13 protein-coding genes are annotated in these 16664 nt (G+C 73.8%); 9 read left to right on the forward strand and 4 right to left on the reverse strand.

The genetic code is table 11. The features are described from left to right. Positions 1 to 119: 119 nt before the first annotated feature. Positions 120 to 2498: a glycosyl hydrolase family 18 protein gene (locus ACFV4F_RS32875; protein ID WP_380508056.1), complete on the reverse strand. Its 2379-nt coding sequence runs from the start codon at positions 2496 to 2498 to the stop codon at positions 120 to 122. 295 nt (positions 2499 to 2793) lie between these two features. Between ACFV4F_RS32875 and ACFV4F_RS32880 the strand changes: the two genes are divergently transcribed. From ACFV4F_RS32880 to ACFV4F_RS32890, 3 genes are all read left to right on the forward strand, one after another. Then, positions 2794 to 3444 carry a class I SAM-dependent methyltransferase gene (locus ACFV4F_RS32880; RefSeq protein WP_380497935.1) on the forward strand — a complete coding sequence of 217 codons (651 nt, stop codon included), beginning with the start codon at positions 2794 to 2796 and terminating at the stop codon, positions 3442 to 3444. After that, positions 3441 to 4112, forward strand: coding sequence for a histidine phosphatase family protein (locus ACFV4F_RS32885; RefSeq protein ID WP_380508060.1), 672 nt, complete (start codon positions 3441 to 3443; stop codon positions 4110 to 4112). The genes ACFV4F_RS32880 and ACFV4F_RS32885 overlap by 4 nt, the downstream gene beginning before the upstream one ends. Before the next feature lie 358 nt (positions 4113 to 4470). Further along, complete coding sequence (locus ACFV4F_RS32890; protein ID WP_380508062.1) at positions 4471 to 5295, forward strand: TolB family protein; 825 nt, start codon at positions 4471 to 4473, stop codon at positions 5293 to 5295. Positions 5296 to 5307: 12 nt separating this feature from the next. On the opposite strand, the gene ACFV4F_RS32895 is transcribed toward ACFV4F_RS32890, so the two are convergent. The 3 genes from ACFV4F_RS32895 to ACFV4F_RS32905 form a co-directional block, all read right to left on the reverse strand. Beyond that, complete coding sequence (locus tag ACFV4F_RS32895; RefSeq protein WP_380508065.1) at positions 5308 to 7473, reverse strand: hypothetical protein; 2166 nt, start codon at positions 7471 to 7473, stop codon at positions 5308 to 5310. 306 nt (positions 7474 to 7779) lie between these two features. After that, on the reverse strand, positions 7780 to 9447 hold the full coding sequence (locus ACFV4F_RS32900) for an ABC transporter permease (RefSeq protein ID WP_380508067.1): 1668 nt from the start codon (positions 9445 to 9447) through the stop codon (positions 7780 to 7782). After that, the gene (locus ACFV4F_RS32905) at positions 9444 to 10379 is read right to left on the reverse strand and encodes an ABC transporter ATP-binding protein (protein ID WP_380508070.1); all 936 of its coding nucleotides are present in this window, start codon (positions 10377 to 10379) and stop codon (positions 9444 to 9446) included. Before ACFV4F_RS32905 ends, ACFV4F_RS32900 begins: the two co-directional genes overlap by 4 nt. 106 nt (positions 10380 to 10485) lie before the next feature. On the opposite strand from ACFV4F_RS32905, the gene ACFV4F_RS32910 reads away from it, so the two are divergent. From ACFV4F_RS32910 to ACFV4F_RS32935, 6 genes are all read left to right on the forward strand, one after another. Continuing rightward, on the forward strand, positions 10486 to 10977 hold the full coding sequence (locus ACFV4F_RS32910; RefSeq protein WP_380508072.1) for a GbsR/MarR family transcriptional regulator: 492 nt from the start codon (positions 10486 to 10488) through the stop codon (positions 10975 to 10977). Positions 10978 to 11066: 89 nt separating this feature from the next. Further along, on the forward strand, positions 11067 to 12104 hold the full coding sequence (locus tag ACFV4F_RS32915; RefSeq protein WP_380508074.1) for a DUF5954 family protein: 1038 nt from the start codon (positions 11067 to 11069) through the stop codon (positions 12102 to 12104). Between the two features lie 384 nt (positions 12105 to 12488). Then, positions 12489 to 13196, forward strand: a complete 708-nt coding sequence (locus ACFV4F_RS32920; RefSeq protein WP_380440265.1) for a hypothetical protein — start codon at positions 12489 to 12491, stop codon at positions 13194 to 13196. A 106-nt stretch (positions 13197 to 13302) separates the two neighbouring features. After that, on the forward strand, positions 13303 to 13881 hold the full coding sequence (locus ACFV4F_RS32925) for a hypothetical protein (RefSeq protein ID WP_359958570.1): 579 nt from the start codon (positions 13303 to 13305) through the stop codon (positions 13879 to 13881). 11 nt (positions 13882 to 13892) lie between these two features. Then, positions 13893 to 15239, forward strand: a complete 1347-nt coding sequence (locus ACFV4F_RS32930) for an MAB_1171c family putative transporter (protein WP_380508077.1) — start codon at positions 13893 to 13895, stop codon at positions 15237 to 15239. Positions 15240 to 15250: 11 nt separating this feature from the next. Continuing rightward, positions 15251 to 16540, forward strand: a complete 1290-nt coding sequence (locus ACFV4F_RS32935) for a cytochrome P450 (RefSeq protein WP_380508080.1) — start codon at positions 15251 to 15253, stop codon at positions 16538 to 16540. The last annotated feature ends 124 nt before the right edge of the window (positions 16541 to 16664 follow it).

Below are 16664 nucleotides of genomic sequence, written 5' to 3' on the forward strand. Positions count from 1 at the left end.
CGATGACACCAATCTATTCCCCCCCATTACCGGGGGGGGGGGGAAAAAGACCCGACGGGCCCGGGCCCGTGCTCATCCACGGCCGAACCCCACGGCCCTGTCTCATTTCTGACGATCCGTCAATGAAGGCTGCTGTCCATGGTGTTCAGCAGCGTGCCGGAGGCGTCGTCGTTCTCCAAGGAGAAGGCGAACATGCCGCCCAGCCCCTTGCCCTTGGCGTAGGCGCCGCGGGCCTGGATGGCTTGCGGGGTGTCGCCGGTCCAGAAGTTGGTGCCGTCGTAGACCCAGCTGCTCTCGGTGACCGGGTCCCAGTGGGTGTTCGCGGCGGTCGGGTCGAGCTCCTTCCAGGCGGCCAGGCCGGCCTCCTGGCTGAGCGGCTTGGCCGCGGTCGGGCCGGTCGCGCTCTGGTACAGGCCGTAGTTCGAGCCGGCTGGGACGCCCGTCCAGCCGCGCCAGTAGAACGGGATGCCGAGGACGAGCTTGTTCGCCGGGAAGCCGCCGGGGATGCCGTACTCGGGGAGACCCGTGGTGTACGCGGCGAGCATGGTGTCCACGTTGTACTTGCGGGTGCCGGGGGTGATCGGCGTGGTCGGGTCGGCCGGGCTGTCGTGCAGCGGGTCCTGGTGGTTGGTCGGGCCCTTGGCGTCCCAGGCGCCGTGCATGTCGTAGGACATGACGTCGGCGTAGTCCAGGTAGGCGCCGATCTTGTCGGTCTCCAGCTGGGCGATCTTGTCCTGGCCGCTGGGCAGGGCGGCGGTCAGCAGGAAGCGCTTGCCCTGGGCGGCGCCGAGGGCGTCCAGCTGGGTGCGGAACTCCTTGAGCAGCAGGGTGAAGTCCTGCTTGTCGGCGGGGGAGTAGTGGTTGCCGGTGTGGCCGCCGGCCGAGGCCGGGTACTCCCAGTCGAGGTCGACGCCGTCGAAGATGCCGGCCGCCGAGGCGGGGCCGCCGGAGGCGTCGCCGGCGACGCCGGTCGGCAGGTCGCCCTTGAGGAACATGTCGACGCACGAGGAGACGAACGCCTTGCGGGAGGCGTCGGTCGCGGCGGCGTCGGAGAAGTACTTGGAGTACGTCCAGCCGCCGATGGAGATGGTGAAGCGCAGGTTCGGATACTTGGCCTTGAGCTGGCGCAGCTGGTTGAAGTTGCCCTTGAGGGGCTGGTCCCAGCCGTCGTCGGTGCCGTCGACGCTGTTCGCGGCGGTGTAGCCGTCCTGGTAGTCGGCGTAGGCGTCGCCGGCGCCGTCACCGGCGTTCGGGTTGCTCTCGTTGGCGGAGTCGGAGGCCTTCACCGCCTGGAAGCAGGTGAACTTCGTCGGGTCGATGTTGGCGAACGCGTAGTGGACGACGTCGAGCTTGCCGGCTGCGCCGCTGGTGTCGACGTTCTTCGGGTAGTACGCGTTCTCGTAGATGCCCCACTGGTCGAAGTAGGCCGAGCGGACGGGCTGTTGGGCGGGCGCGGCGGCGGTCGTGGTGGACACCGGCGCGGACTGGGCGGAGGCGTGGCCGCCGGAGTACGCCTGCACGCTGAAGGTGTAGCCGCTGCGGGGGAGCAGCGAGCTGACCGCGACCGAGGTGCCCATCGAGGTGGCGACCAGTTGTCCGTTGGACCACACCTTGTAGGCGACCGGGCCGTCGCCGGAGGGCAGCGTGGAGGGCTGCCAGGTCAGCACGACGGCGCTGGCGGTGACCTTGGTGACGGAGACGCCGGTGGGGGTCGTGACCTTGCCGTCCCCGGCGGGGCCGCTCGCCGTCGCGGTGGCGGTCGGGGTGGGGCTGCCGGTGGCGGTGGCGGTGGCGGTGGCGGTGGCAGTCGGGCTGCCGGTCGCGGTCGGGCTGGTCGAGCCGGTGGGGCTCGTGGACGCCGTGGGGCTCGTGGACGCCGTCGGGCTCGTGGACGCGGTCGGGCTGGTCGAGGCGGTGGGGCTGCCGGTCGCCGTGGGGCTCGTCGACGAGGTCGGCCCGGACGGGCCGGTCAGCGTGAGGTCGTCGGCGTAGTAGGTGCCGGTGCCGTACCAGCCGTGGGTGAACACGGTCACCGAGCTGGTCGTCGCCCCGGTGGTGAAGCTCGTGCTCAGCCGGCTCCACCCGGTCGCCCCGGGCGTCCAGGTCGAGGAGTTGACGCCGTCTCCGGTGGCGCCGAGGTAGACGTAGCTGCCCTGCACCCAGCCGGACAGCGTGTAGGCGGTGTTCGGCTGGACGGCGACGGTCTGCCGGCACTGCGCGGTGTCCGAGGCCGACGCCGCCCCGCTGAGCGCGTGGGTCCCGCCGTGCGCCGGGGTGGTGACGACCGAGCCGTTCGAGCAGGTCCAGCCGGCCAGGGTGCCGGTCTCGAAGTCGCCGTTGGTCAGCAGGTCGACGGTCGCGGCGGACGCGGGGCCGAGGGTGAGCGCGAGGGCGGCCGTGCCGGTGGTGAGGGTGGCCGCGAGGGCCAGGGCGGTGGCCCGTCTGCGCGGTGCGGCCCGGTGCGCGTCGGCGCGCGCGGGCATGACGCGGTCGTGCATGCGGTGTGTCCTCCGGATGTGTGGGGGTTCCGGCGGTGCGGTGGCCCGGGTGGGCCGTGGGGAGCCGTGCCGGGCGCTGTGGGGGCGCGCGGGCGGGTGGCGCGTGAACTCGGTACCACAGATTGGACTGGACCAATAATCCGCGTCAAGGGTTCGCCGGTCCCGGCCGCGCCCTCGCCGGTCCCGGCCGGAGCCCGATCCGTCGTGTCCAGCGGCCGGACCCTTCCCGGGTGAGGCTTGCGCGGACCGGTAAGTTGACCGGTACCTCGCAGGCCCGCCGAACGGAGGACTCGCCATGGACAGCCAGGACTGGGACGACCGCTACGCCGCGGAGGAGCTGGTGTGGGGCGCCGATCCCAACCTGTGGGTCGTCCGCGAACTGACCGGCCGCGCGCCCGGCCACGCCCTGGACGTCGCCGCCGGCGAGGGCCGCAACGCGATCTGGCTGGCCGGCCAGGGCTGGGACGTCACCGGCCTGGACTTCTCCGCCGTCGCCATCGAGCGCGCCGAACGGCTCACCGCCGAACTGCCCGACGAGGTCGCCGACCGGCTCACCTGGCGCCACGACGACGCCCGCACCTTCGACCCGTCGGCCGCCGGCTACGACCTCGTCCTGGTCGCCTACCTCCAGGTGCCCGCCCGCGACCGGCGTGCCGCCCTGCGCCGCGCGGCCGGCGCGCTCGCCCCCGGCGGCACCCTGCTGGTGATCGGGCACGACCTGCGCAACCTGGCCGAGGGCGTCGGCGGCCCGCAGGACCCGCGCGTCCTGTACGGCCCGGAGGACGTCCTCGCGGACGTCGCCGACCACGGCCTGACCGTCGTCCGGGCGGAGAGCGTCCTGCGTCCGGTCGGCGGCGATCCCGGGCACAAGGGTCAGGACGACGGCCAGAACGGCGGCGGCACCGCCGTCGACCTGCTGGTCCGCCTGGAGCGGGGTGCCGCGTGACCTCTCCGCTCTCCCGCCGCACCCTGCTCGCCGGCCTGACCGCGGTCGTGCCCGTGCTGCTCACCGGCTGCTCGTCGAACTCCAAGTCCGACTCCAAGAAGGCGGCCAAGGCCGCGAACGCGACCGCCGCCCGCGCGAGCGATCCCGGCGGCGACGCCTTCGTGATGATCATCCGGCACGGCGAGAAGCCGGACGGCAGCACGCCGGGCCTGGACGAGAACGGCAAGCACGACAGCAAGTCGCTGACCGAGCGCGGCTGGTCCCGGGCGAAGGCGCTGCCCAAGCTGTTCGACCCGCCGGCCACCGGGCTCCGCAAGCCCGCCCGGATCTACGCCGCCTCCGACCAGGGCCCGCTCGCCGGCGCGCACCGGATGCGGCAGACCGTCACCCCGCTGGGCGCCGCGCTCGGCCTGAAGGTCGACATCACCTACGCCGAGTCGCAGGAGACCGAGCTCGCCGGAGCGGTGCTGACGGGCGCCCAGCCGGTGCTCATCAGCTGGGAGCACGGGCGCATCCCGCGGATCGTGGAGGCCCTCGGCGCGACGGGCAGCGGCGCGCCGGCGGTCTGGCCGGACCGCTTCGACCTCGTGTGGGTGTTCTCCCGGACGGCCGGCGGCCCGTGGACGTTCCAGGAGGTGCACCAGCACCTGCTGGACGGCGACTCCTGAGGCCCCGCGGAGGCCGGGGCACCGTCTCTTCATCTCGCGTACACGCGCCTGAGGATCCGTCAACTACCGTGTCGCGCATGAGGATTCGTGTGCTGATCGCCGCCTCGGCGACCGCCGTGGTGCTGGTCGCCGGATGCAGCGGCGGCCGGTGGGGGGGGGAAACGGGTACCCCGGGGGGCGCGCGCGCCCCCCCCCCCCCCCCCCCCCCGCCCGCCCCCCCGCCCCCGCCGCGCCGCCCACCGGAGGGCCACCCGCCGGAGGGCCGGGCGAGCGCCGGGCCGACGGCGCCGAACTGCTCTACCGGGCGGGCGGGACGAAGAGCGCGCAGAACCCCGCGTTCGCCCCGGACGGCGCCTCCGTGCTGGTCACCGAGTTCGCCGAGGGCTACAACAAGGGCGCAGCCGCCCTCGGCGTGCTCCCCGTGGAGGGCGACCGCACGCTGCGCAAGGTGCTGGAGGACCCGGACAAGGCCGCCGTCAACCTCCCCGGCACCAGCTGGAACGCCGCCGCCGACGCCTTCGCCTTCGCCACCGACCGGGACGGCGGCCACGACGAGGTCTGGACGATGAAGCCGGGCGGCACCCCCGAGCGGGTCACCCGGCACGACGACGACAGCGGCTTCAACGAGCCGAGCTTCTCCCCGGACGGCGAGTGGATCGTCTTCCAGCAGAGCTGGGAGCCCGAGCACGCGTCAGTCCACGGCGACGGCGCCGAGCAGGACTCGATCTGGAAGGTCCGCCGGAGCGGCGGCGCGCCCGTGCGCCTCGTCGACGGCAAGGGCACGAAGACCGACAACCGGCAGCCGAACTGGTCCCCCAAGGGTGACCGGATCGTCTTCCAGCGCCGCGACGCCGGCAGCGAGAGCTGGGCCCTGTGGACGGTCGGGGCGGACGGCACCGGGCTGCGCCGGGTCACCGACTCGCCCGGGGAGCACACCGATGCGACGTGGTCGCCGGACGGCCGGCACCTGGTCTTCTCGTCCAACGCCGGCACCTTGGCGAACGCGCAGGTCTTCGTGGTGGCGGCGGACGGCGGCGCGCCCGTCCGGGTGACCAGGAACGACGGCTCCTACGACGGAGCGCCGAGCTGGTCCCCGGACGGGAAGTGGATCGCCTTCGAGTCGTCGCCGGGCGGCGAGTCCAACCCGGCGGCGCTGTGGCGGATCCCGGCGCCGAGCCTGTGAACCCGGCCGGTGCTACCGCGTCGAGATCGTGACCAGCGAGTACTGCACGACCGTCAGCGGCACGCTGACCGTCGAGCCGGTGACGGTGTACGGCACCGGCCCGGGCGCCGGGTCGGTGCCGTCCGGGGAGGCGACGGTCACCGAGGCGACGGCGGCGCCCGCGGGCAGGGCGCAGGAGAGCGTGCAATCGGCGGGCGTGGTGCGGAAGTCGGCCTGGGTGTCGCCGAAGTCGGTGAAGTTCACGAGGTGGACGACGACGTCGCCGCCGAGCCGGCGGGCCTCCAGGAAGATGCGGCGGTCCCCGGCCAGGGTGACGGCCGGCGGCGCGGACTGCCGTACCGGCGCCAGCAGCCGGTCGGCCGAGGCCTGGTCGTTCCCCGTGAGGTAGCTCAGCCCCGGCAGGGCCTTGACGTACCACGCGGTGCCGGCGCCGTACGCGTTCCGGTTGGTGTCCGGCAGTTCGCCCGCCCGGCTCAGCCCGAGGACGTCGGCGAGCGCGAACTCGGCGCGCCGGGCGCCGAGCCCGTCGAGGCCGGTGGGGTCGGGGCCGGTGATCAGGACGGTGCCGCCGGCTCGGACGTAGTCCCGCAGGACGGCCGCCTCCGGGTCCGAGACGGCCTGGAGGTTGGGCAGCAGCACGACCTTGAACCGGGCGAGGTCGGCGGCCGTCAGCCCGGGGCTCGTCACGGTGTCGAACGGGACGTGCGCGTACACCAGTGCCTTGACGGTGCCGCGGAACTCGCCCAGCCACGGCATCGTCGCGCAGCTCATCGTCGGGTCGCCGCCGCCCCACCAGTCGGTGACCCCGGCCGGGGGATCGACGGTGACGTACATCCCGTTGCCCGCGGTGGGGCCGACGTAGTCCCGCGAGGCGCTGGAGTGGTAGACGCCCACCTGGGCGAGGGAGGCGGCGTCGAAGATGCGCGCCTCGTTGGCCCGGACGAAGGCGTAGACCCGGGTGCGCATCGCCGCGTCCACGCCCTCGTTCTTGTAGGGCGTCCTGACCTCGTAGGGGTTGCAGCCGGTGGAGATCACCTGGGCGAGCACGAGCGAGGCGTCGTCGGGCTGCCAGCCGTAGGAGAAGGCCCACGCGGGCCGGTTGCCGCTGGCGGCGCGGGCGTACTTGTACATCGAGATCAGGCAGGTCCAGTCGGTGGCGGTGGCGTGGCGCATGCCGTCGTAGTTGCCGAGGACGTCCACCTCCCACACCTGGCTGATGCCGGCGTCGGCCTGGCGGAGGTAGGCGCCGTCCAGGCCGATCGTGGTCGCGTAGCGGTAGTCCATCGAGACGGTCTCGGAGAAGACGACCAGGTCGGGGTTGACGGAGCGCGCGGCGGCGGCGATGTCCAGCTGGAACCGGGCGAGGTTGCCGTGGCGCCACTCGACGTAGGCGCGGAAGACCGGGTCGGCGTAGTCGGCGGCCCTCGGCAGGGCGAGTCCGGTGTCGGCCTTGAACGCCGCGGCGCCCCACGTGGAGGCGTCGCACCAGGACAGCACGCCGTCGAAGTAGATCGGCACGTCCGGCCAGATCGCGTCGACGCCGGTCGCGGCGAGGAGCTTGATCCGCTTGAGGTAGTAGTCCCGCCAAGGGGAATTGGGGCTGAGCCAGACGCTCTCGTCGTCCTTGTCGACCCACACCACCACGTTGCCGTAGAAGACGTTCGGCTTGCCGTCGAGGTCGCGCTGGACCCACGCGCCGCCCTCGGCGTTCTTGTAGAAGGACCGGCCCTTGAGGCCGCCGGGGGAGATGACCTCCAGCGAGGGGTAGTACATGACCACTCTCAGGCCGGCGGCGTGCGCGAGGCGGGTGAAGGTCGTCACGTCGGCCATGTGCGCCGCGAACTCGGCGTCGGTGTGCCAGTCGGACAGGATCGTGTCGAGCTCGATCACGCTGACGTTCTGGGCCTTCAGCGCGTCGACGGCCGGCTGCATGTCGGCGGCCTCGTTGAACGTGCCGTCGGCCAGGCGGGCGTGGCGCGCCCACTCGGGCCAGGGCTGCGCCGCGGCGGCCGCACGGGTCGGCACCGGGGCGGCGGTGGGCACGGGCGCGGCGGCCCGGGCCCGGCCGGGCAGCAGCCGGACGGTGGCCAGGGCGCCGCCGGCGCCGAGGCCCGCGCGCAGCAGGCGGCGGCGGCCGATGCGCGGGGCGGCGGTGGGTGTTCCTTCGTGCTCGGACATGGTGGTCCCCCAGCAAGGGTCGGCATGGCACGGAAGAAGGCGGGCCGGGAGGCGCCGCCTGCCCCCGTTCGCTCGCGGCCCTCCGCACCCTCCGTAGGCGACCCTAGGGGCCCGTGTCCGGCCCGTCCCGCCCCGGCCCACCGGCTACGCCAGACGTCCGAGCGCGCGCCGCCCGGGGCGGGCGACCCCGATCGCACGCAATCGGCACGTTCTCTCCTCCCTGGGAGGCTTGACATCCGGCGTCGCCGCTGGCTATCGCTCGTCAACTCCTTTGCCTGAAGCAGGCGTTGGTGCAGCCCGGTGTCGTCAGCCGGTGTCCAGGTCGCGCCGCCGGAACCCGGCCAGCCCGAGTGCGATCAGTGCCGCCGCGACGAGGGTGAGCACGGCGAGCGGCGTCCAGTCCATGGCCGCCGCGGGCAGCCGCGGCACCTGGCCGAACGGGGAGAGCCGGTCGAGGCCCTCGGGGAACCGCAGCAGCGGCCCGAGGTAGCCGATCACGAAGCCGTACCCGGGCAGCAGCCAGGCCAGCGCGGTGGCCCTGGGCAGCCACCCGTACACGGCCGCGGCGAAGCCCACCGTCACCCACTGGGCGGGCGCGAACGCCAGGGCCGCGCCGGCCAGCCGGAGGAACTCGCCGCCGTCGCCGGTGGAGGCGGCCCCCGCGATCCCGAACCCGGTGCCCGCCGCGAGCAGCACGGCCGTCGAGCCGATCAGCGCCGCCGCGATGTGCGCGCCCAGCCAGCCGGCCCGGGAGACGGCGGTCGCGAGCACCGGTTCGACCCGCCCGGCCGTCTCCTCGGCCCGCGGGCGCAGCATCGCGAGGACGGCGTACACGGCGCCGACGACGGCCACCACGAGCATCGTCAGCGCGGCGAAGGAGTCGGCGAGGCTGTGGCCGCCGAGCCGGGCGAGGGCCTCGCGGATCCGGTCGACGTCCTTGAGCATCGAGTCGGCGTTCCCGAGCAGCGAGCCGTACATGGCCCCGAGGAGCAGGAGGGCCGTCGCGAAGCCGCCGATCAGGCCGCGGTGCAGGCGCAGCGCGAGGCCGAGCGGGGTGCCGAGGGCGGCGCTGCCGGTGGGCGGTCCGGGGCGGGTGGCGCGCAGGCCCGCGCCGACGTCCCGGCGGGTGCTCAGCCCGAACCCGGCCGCGGCGACGGCGGCGGTGAGGGCGAGCGCGGGCAGCAGCGGCCACCAGCGGTCGTCGACGAACGGGTAGGTGTGCTGGAGCCAGCCGATGGGGGAGGCCCAGGCGAGGGCGCTGTCGGCGGCGTCGCCGGCCGCGCGCACCGCGTAGGCGGCGCCGAGCACGGCGAGGGCGAGGCCGGAGGCCGTCCGGGTGTGTGCGGTGGCCTGGGCGGTGACGGCGGTGGCCGCGGCGAAGAGCAGCCCGGCGGTGGCGAGCGCCGCGCCGTAGAGCAGGGCGCCGCCGGTGGTGAGGCCGGGGACGCCGAGTCCGGGCAGCCCGGCGGCGAGCAGGAGGCCGAGGGCGAGGTCCGCGGCGGCGGCGGTGGCGAGCGCGGCGGCCAGGTGGGCGTGCCGGCCGACGGCGGCGGAGCGGACGAGTTCGGCGCGGCCGGTCTCCTCCTCGGCCCGGGTGTGCCGGGTGACGGTCAGGATGCTCATGAGCGCGACGAGGACGACGGTGAGTCCGAGCATCCGGTGGCCGAGCATGGCGCCCCACGTGTAGTCGGCGAGGTAGTGCCGGGGGCCGGTCATGGCGAGGACGGCGGGGTTCGCGGAGGCGTGGCCGATCGAGGCGCGGTCGGCGGCGGTCGGGTAGACCGTGTGCAGGCTGTTGGCGGTGCCGAGGGTGAGCAGGCCGAGGCCGAGCACCCAGGCGGGCAGCCGGACGCGGTCGCGGCGCAGGTCGAAGCGGAGCAGGGCGCCGGTGCCGGCGAACGGGCCGCGGGCGGCGGGGCGGTGCCCGGCGGCGGTGGTGCGGCGGGTGCCGGGGGTCGCGGCGGTGGTGGTCATCGTGCGACTCCGGCGTCCGCGCCCGGCGCGCCGGGGTGCTCGCCGGCGAGTTCGTCGCCGTAGTGGCGCAGCATGAGCTCCTCCAGCGTGGGCGGGTGGCTGACCAGGCTGCGCAGTCCGGCCTCGGTCAGCCGGCGGACGGCGGCATCGAGTTCGGCGCCGTCCACGGCGAAGCGCACCCGGGCGCCGTCGGTGCGCACGCCGTGCACGCCGGGCAGTGCGTCGAGGCCGGTGACGGGCCGGACGGTCTCGGCCTCGACGGTGGTGCGGGTGAGGTGGCGCAGTTCGCCGAGGGTGCCGCTCTGGACCACCCGGCCGCGCCGGATGATGCTGACGCGGTCGCCCAGCTTCTCGACCTCGTCGAGGACGTGGCTGGAGAGCAGGACCGTCCGGCCCTGGTCCTTGGCCTCGCGGACGACGTCCTGGAAGACGACCTCCATGAGCGGGTCGAGCCCGGAGGTGGGTTCGTCGAGGAGCAGGAGCTCGGCGTCGGAGGCGAGGGCGGCGACGATGGCGACCTTCTGCCGGTTGCCCTTGGAGTAGCTGCGGCCCTTCTTGGTGGGGTCGAGGTCGAAGCGCTCGACGAGCTCGTCGCGCCGGCGGCGGTCGGGGCGGCCGCGCAGCCGGGAGAGGAGGTCGATGGCCTCGCCGCCGGTGAGGCCCGGCCACAGTTCGACGTCGCCCGGCACGTAGGCGAGCCGGCGGTGCAGTTCGACGGCGTCGTGCCAGGGGTCCTTGCCGAGCAGCCGGACGGTGCCGCCGTCCGCGCGCAGCAGGCCGAGCAGGACCCGGATGGTGGTGGACTTCCCGGCGCCGTTGGGGCCGAGGAAGCCGTGCACCTCGCCGGTCTCGACGTCGAGGTCGAGACCGTCCAGCGCGGTGGTCCGGCCGAAGTCCTTGCGGAGGCCGGAGAGGGCGATTGCCTTCGTCATGTTGTCGAAAGTACCGTAGTTTCAGAAAAACGTGAATATTGGGAAGGCGTTAAAGTTCCCTCGGAAGATCGTCGGAAGATCGACAGCGGATTCGGGACGGTGTGCGGTGGCGGAGCGGGACCAGGAGAAGGCGGACTTCGTCGAGCGGTTCGCGGCCGACCTGGTGGTGGCGGGCATGGCCCGGATGCCCGCGCGGATCTTCTCCTGCCTGATGGCCGAGGAGAGCGGCGTGCTCACCTCCGCCGAGCTCTCCGAGCGGCTGCGGATCAGCCCGGCGGCCGTGTCGGGCGCGATGCGCTACCTGACCCAGGTCGGGCTGGTCTCCAAGGAGCGCGAGCCCGGATCCCGGCGCGACCGCTACCGGGTGCTGAACGACGTCTGGTTCGAGTCGCTGACCCGGCGCGACGAGATCATCGTGCGCTGGATCCGGGTGCTCAAGGACGGCGAGTCGGTCGTCGGCGCCGGCACCGCGGCGGGGCGGCGGCTCGCCGAGAGCGCGGAGTTCTTCGAGTTCATGATCGACGAGCTGCACGGGATGCTCGGCCGCTGGCGCGTCGAGCGGGCCCGGCGGGACGCGGCCGGCGAGGGCGCGCACTAGCGCCGAAGGATCCCACAACTACCCACTGCGTGACGGCAGTTCACCCAAGGACACCCCGAACGGCGGTCCGCTGCGCTACCACTGGCCGCATGGACGACGACGTGGTGCCCATTCCCGACCACCTCACCATCCGGGTCACCCACACCGACGACCCGGTCTCCGCCGTGGCCGGCCTGGAGGCGTGGGAGTCGCGCGAACGCTATCCGGACCTGCTCATGATGCCGCCGGTCTTCGGCTCGATCGAGCGCACCCCCGAGGGGGCCTGGCGGATCCTCTGCTTCCACGCGGGCACGCCGCAGGGCGCCCGCGACGACCTCGGGCACGTGTTCCGCTGCTGGGCGCACGGCGAACCCGGCGGCCGGTGGGCCGCCCCCTGGGACATCACCGACGCCGAGCGCGCCGCCTACACCGCCGCGTACGAGCGGCTGGAGTGGGAGAAGCTCGACGAACTGGCCGTCGCCGGGCGGCAGTACCGGGTCTTCCGCGCCGAACAGGTGCTGCGCGGGGGCCCCGAGGGCGTCGAACCGCCGCGCCCTACGGACCCGGACCCGGCGCCGGTCGGCCGGGGGCACCGGGCGCCGTCCCGGGTCGACGGCTACGTGATCGACCCGGCCGCGGCCGTCTCGCTGGTCGACGGCATCGTCCGGCTCGACCTGATGACCCTGGTGCCGAGCGGCCGTTCGATCACCGAGGAGGTCCGCGAGGACGCCAGGCAGGCCTCCGCGCTTCACCCGAACGTGTTCGTGCTGCCCGTGCACTGCGCCGTCGCCGAACAGCGTGACGGGCGCTGGGGCCCGATGACCGGTGCCTGCGAGACCCCGCAGGCCGCCCGCGACACCCTGGCCGCCTACCTGCGCGAGTTCGCGCCGATGACCGACCCCGGTCTGGGCGAGGACGAACTCGCCGCCTACGCCGCCGCGGCCGACCGACTGGACGCACTGCGGGCCAACACCGTCGAGGCCGCCGGGCGCCGCTTCCAACTGGTGCGCGTCGAACCGGTGGTGCGGCTCGGCCCGGACGGCCCGGAGCAGCCGCGCCCGTCGGACCCCGACCCGGACCCGCCGATCATGGTCCAGGAGGCCCGCGACCGCGCGGCGGGGCTGCTGCCCGAGGACGAGCAGGACTGAACCGGGCGCGCAGTTTTGCCGGGGTGGAGGGGAACCCCCGTCCCCCCTCCACCGCCGGAGACCGTGGTCAGGTGCGGTGCCGGCCACCCGGAGCCCGTGGGGTGGCTGCGGGTGGCCGGCGGCGCATGCAATGCGCGCATGCGGCACCTTCGCCCGCCGACCGGACGGAGCCGGGACCTGCCCCCGTGTCGCGGCGGGACGGCCCCCGTGTACTGCCCGTCCACGCCTTGCAGGTCCTCACCGTCCGGTGCGGCGTCGCGACCGATCGTGCATACACGGACCCCGGTCTGTCAAGGATGCTTGATGAGAACGCCGTTCAGCCGACTTCTCGTCACGTATGATTGACGACGCTGGACCCGACACCGCGAAGGAGTGCACAGGAAGATGGCCGAGGACACCGCGGCTCACCGCCGGACCATCGCGGAGCGACTCACGCACCTCATGAGCACCGGACACCCCGACGGCACCGGCCCGCGGGACTACCACGCGGTGGAGCAGGCCAGCCAGGAGTACGCGGAGCGGTACCCCGGCAGCCCCACGATCAGCCGTCAGACGGTGCACAACCTGCGCAACGAGCGGGTCGCGAACCCGGGCATCAACAGCCTGACCGCGCTGGCGAACGTCTACCGCGTGCCGATCTCGTACTTCCTCTCCGAGGGGGAGGCCGCCGGCGGCACGCCCGCACCGGACCCGGACATGGTGCTCCAGCGCCTCGACGGCATCCTCAAGGTGCTGCAGCCCGACACCGCCGCGGCCCTCGACGACGACGCCCGCGTCGCCGTCCTGACCGCCAGGAACTGCCCGATCGGCCGCGACGCCCTCGACGGCCTGCGGGCCGGCCGGTGGGACGAGCGGCTGCGCCTGCCGCTGGACGAACTCGCCGCCAGGATCAGCCTCCCGGCCGGGTACTTCGTCGACCACCGCATCCCCGCCGCGGACCCCAACGACCTGCTGCTGCTGGGCGCGCTGAAGGCCCAGGGGGCCAGAGGCATCGCCCTGCGCCAGGTCGCGGGGCTGCCCGAGGACGCCTTCCAGGCCCTGTCGCCCATGCTGGACCTCCTGAGCAAGGCCGATCCGCGCCGGCGCATGTGAACGGGACCCGCCCGGCAGGAGCGGGCGGGCCGATTCGTTAGGCTCCCCTCCACGCGGTCCTCGACCGAGCGGCCAGGGGGAGCCCGATCAGCGTCCGGGGGATGGCGTGCCGTTTGTCCGATGGAAGCAGAACGAACGCCTCTGGGGGCCGGAGTTGAACGACAAGGACCTGCGAAAACACTGCGCGGACGTGGTGGCCCGGATCGACCTCCCGAGCCCCTTCAGCATCAACTCGCTCGTCGACAGCGTCGAGCGCCAGCGCGGCCGCGGGATCTCGCTCGTCCCGATCCCCCTGCCGGTCCGCCAGGGCAGCCCCTGCGGCCTGTGGGTGGCCACCGACGACGTCGACTACGTCCTCTACCTCGCGGACACCAGCCGGGCCCACCAGGAACACATCGTCATGCACGAGCTCGGCCACATGCTGCTCGGCCACGGCTTCAGCGAGGCCGACCAGGACGAGGCCGCCCGGCTCCTGATGCCCACCCTCGACCCGCGCTTCGTGCAGTCCGTCCTCGCCCGCTCCGTCTACACCTCGCAGGAGGAACGGGCCGCCGAGTACGTCGCCTCCCTCCTCCCGCTGCGGGCCGGCCGCGCGCCCTCCCGCACCAGGCAGGAGGCCGTCAGCCCCGGGATGGCCAACCTCGTCCGGCACATCGGCGCGGCCCTGGAGCGCAATTCGCGCTAAGGTCGAGCCCCGTGCTGCTGCTCACCGTCGTCTACGCCGTACTCGCGGTCATCACCTGGACCGCTTTCTTCTACAAGGTCCGCGACCTCGTGCGCGACTGGCGCAACAGGGAACTCCAGATCCTGTGCCTGTCGATCGCCACGTTCGCCGCGCCGTTCGTCCTGGCCTCGCCCCACGTCTACATGGGGATCGACCGCCTCCTCGGCGTGCCGAACATCGCGACCCTGATCATCTACGTCTGCGTGGCGGTGTGCGTCTCCGGGTTCATCGCCCTGCTGGTGTCCTGGTCCTCGGCCCAGAGCGGGATGAGGGTCCGTCACTGGCTGGGCGTGGGCTACTCGCTGACGACCATCGCCGCCATGGCCGTCCTCTTCTTCCTCGGCAACGTCGACGGCGTCGAACACCCGGTGGACTTCGACGTCACCTTCGCCGATGTGCCCTACATCTCGGTCTTCCTGCTCGGCTACCAACTCCTCTTCACCACCAGCATGGTGATGCTCATCGTGCTGTGCCGCCGCTACGCCGCGGCGGTCGACCGCCCGTGGCTGCGCCGGGGCCTGCGCACCGTCGCCCTCGGCGCGTTCTTCGGCCTCGGCTACGGCGTGCCCAAGATCCTCAACATGCTCTGGGACCAGGTCGCCACCTCGCCCCTGCACACCGTCAGCAGCATCGGTGCCCCGCTGTCCGCCAGCGTCTCGGCCCTGCTGTTCTCCGTCGGCTTCACCATGCCCGCGTGGGGCGAGGGACTGGACCGCCTGCGCGAGATCGCGGTCTCCTACCGCGCGTACAAGCGCCTCTACCCGCTCTGGCACGACCTCGCGACCGCCTTCCCGGAGCTCGTCCTCCTCCCGTCGAACGACCGTCGGCAGCCGTGGTCCGCCAAGGCACTGCTCGCCCGGCCGGCCATCGGGATCCGCGAGGGCCGGATGACGCTCGCGCCCCGCGGCGGCCGGCAGGGGGACGACCAGCAGGCCGACGGCCTCCAGGACCTCGACCTGCTCGTGGCCCGCCAGCGGGTGGAGATCCGCGACGCCCAGCTCCGGCTGCGCCCCTACTACACGGACACGGCGGCGAACGCGGCGCGGGACCTCGCGCGGGAGCGGGACCTCGCACCCGACGAGGTCGAGGCCGCCGTGGAGGCCGCCCAGGTGAGCGTGGCCCTGCGGACACACGCCGCCGGGGCTCCCGTGCCGCCCCCGGCCCCCGGCCGCCACGAGCCCGCGGCCGTCGACCCGGCCGAGGAGGTCGCCTTCCTGGTCAAGGTCGCGGTCGCCTACCGGACCTCTCCGATAGTCGCCGCCGTCACCGAACGCTTCGGTGCCGCAGGGTCGTTCGACGCCGGGGTCACCGCCTCATGACGGAAGCCGCCATGACGGACGCCGGCCTGCCCTCCGACGGGACGCTGTTCGACGGAACGCTGCTGACCGACCCGCACGCGGGCTACGCGCACCTGCGCACGGCCTGCCCGGTCGTCCGCACGACGACGCCGGACGGTGCGCCGGTGTGGCTCGTCACCCGCTACGAGGACGTGCGCGCGGGGCTCGCCGACCCGCGGCTGTCGCTGAGCAAGGCGACGTCCACCAGCAGCGGCACGCACGGCGCCTCGATGCCGTCGGCGCTCGACGCGCACCTGCTCAACATGGACCCGCCCGACCACACCCGGGTCCGCCGCCTGGTCGCGCCCGCCTTCACCGCCCGCAGCGTCGCCCGGCTGCGACCGGCGATCGAGCGCCGCACAGCGGAGCTCCTCGACCGCTTCCAGGGCGGTTCGGCCGACGTCATGGGGGACTTCGCGACGCCCTTGGCGCTCACGGTGATCTGCGACGTGCTCGGCATTGCGGAGGAGGACCGCCGGGACTTCCGGACGTGGACGGACGCCCTGCGCTCGCCCGCCCCGGACGCGGCGCTCGCCTCCCGCCGGGCCCTGAAGGACATGCACCGCTACCTGGTCGGCCTGATCGCCGGCAAGCGGGAGCGGCCCGGCGACGACCTGCTCACGCAGATGGTGTCGGCCCACGAGGACGGCGACCGGCTCTCCGAGCCCGAGCTCGTGGCCCTCGCCTTCCTCCTCCTGTTCGCCGGGTACGACAACAGCGCGAACCTCGTCGGCAACGCCGTCCTGGCGCTCCTGACCCACGAGGAGGCGCTGACCGCCCTGCGGTCGGGCGGTCTCGCCGTCGGCCGGGTGGTCGACGAGGTCATGAGGTGGAACAGCCCGTCCATGCTGGCCTCCCGGCGCTTCGCCCGGGAGGACCTCGACATCGGCGGTGTCCGGATCGCCGCCGGGGAGCGGATCTGGATGTCCCTCACCTCGGCCAACCGGGATCCGCAGCAGTTCGACGACCCCGGCCGGTTCGACCCCGGCCGGTTCGACCCGGGCCGTTTCGACCCCGGCCGTTTCGATCCGGCCCGCCACGACGCCGGCCGTTTCGATCCCGCCCGGCACGACGCCGGCCGGCCCGAGGGCGGGCACCTCGGTTTCGGCCACGGCATCCACCACTGCCTCGGCTCGGCGCTCGCCCGCCTGGAGGCCGGGATCGCCGTCGAGGCGCTCGTCCGGCGCTTCCCGTCCCTGCGCACGGCGGACCCGGACGCGGCCGTCACGTGGTGCGAGTCCTTCCGCAACCGGGGGCCGCTCGCACTGCCCGTCACCTGGTGACCGTTACCTGGTGACCGTCAGCGGTGCACGACAGCGGGTGGGGCGGCGCCCCTGATGGGCTGCCCGGGGGGGCGGGCTGTGTCTGGAGCTGTCGCGCTCGCGCGCGAGGGGGGGCGCGGGCGCG

The sequence above is a fragment of the Kitasatospora sp. NPDC059722 genome (genome assembly GCF_042733235.1).
GTDB lineage: Bacteria > Actinomycetota > Actinomycetes > Streptomycetales > Streptomycetaceae > Kitasatospora.

Excerpts from the sequence above, each read along its gene's own strand:
- ACFV4F_RS32875 (WP_380508056.1), bottom strand. The coding sequence starts at position 2,498 with ATGCACGACCGCGTCATGCCCGCGCGCGCCGACGCGCACCGGGCCGCA.
- ACFV4F_RS32880 (WP_380497935.1), top strand. The coding sequence starts at position 2,794 with ATGGACAGCCAGGACTGGGACGACCGCTACGCCGCGGAGGAGCTGGTG.
- ACFV4F_RS32895 (WP_380508065.1), bottom strand. The coding sequence starts at position 7,473 with ATGTCCGAGCACGAAGGAACACCCACCGCCGCCCCGCGCATCGGCCGC.
- ACFV4F_RS32900 (WP_380508067.1), bottom strand. The coding sequence starts at position 9,447 with ATGACCACCACCGCCGCGACCCCCGGCACCCGCCGCACCACCGCCGCC.
- ACFV4F_RS32905 (WP_380508070.1), bottom strand. The coding sequence starts at position 10,379 with ATGACGAAGGCAATCGCCCTCTCCGGCCTCCGCAAGGACTTCGGCCGG.
- ACFV4F_RS32915 (WP_380508074.1), top strand. The coding sequence starts at position 11,067 with ATGGACGACGACGTGGTGCCCATTCCCGACCACCTCACCATCCGGGTC.
- ACFV4F_RS32920 (WP_380440265.1), top strand. The coding sequence starts at position 12,489 with ATGGCCGAGGACACCGCGGCTCACCGCCGGACCATCGCGGAGCGACTC.
- ACFV4F_RS32935 (WP_380508080.1), top strand. The coding sequence starts at position 15,251 with ATGACGGACGCCGGCCTGCCCTCCGACGGGACGCTGTTCGACGGAACG.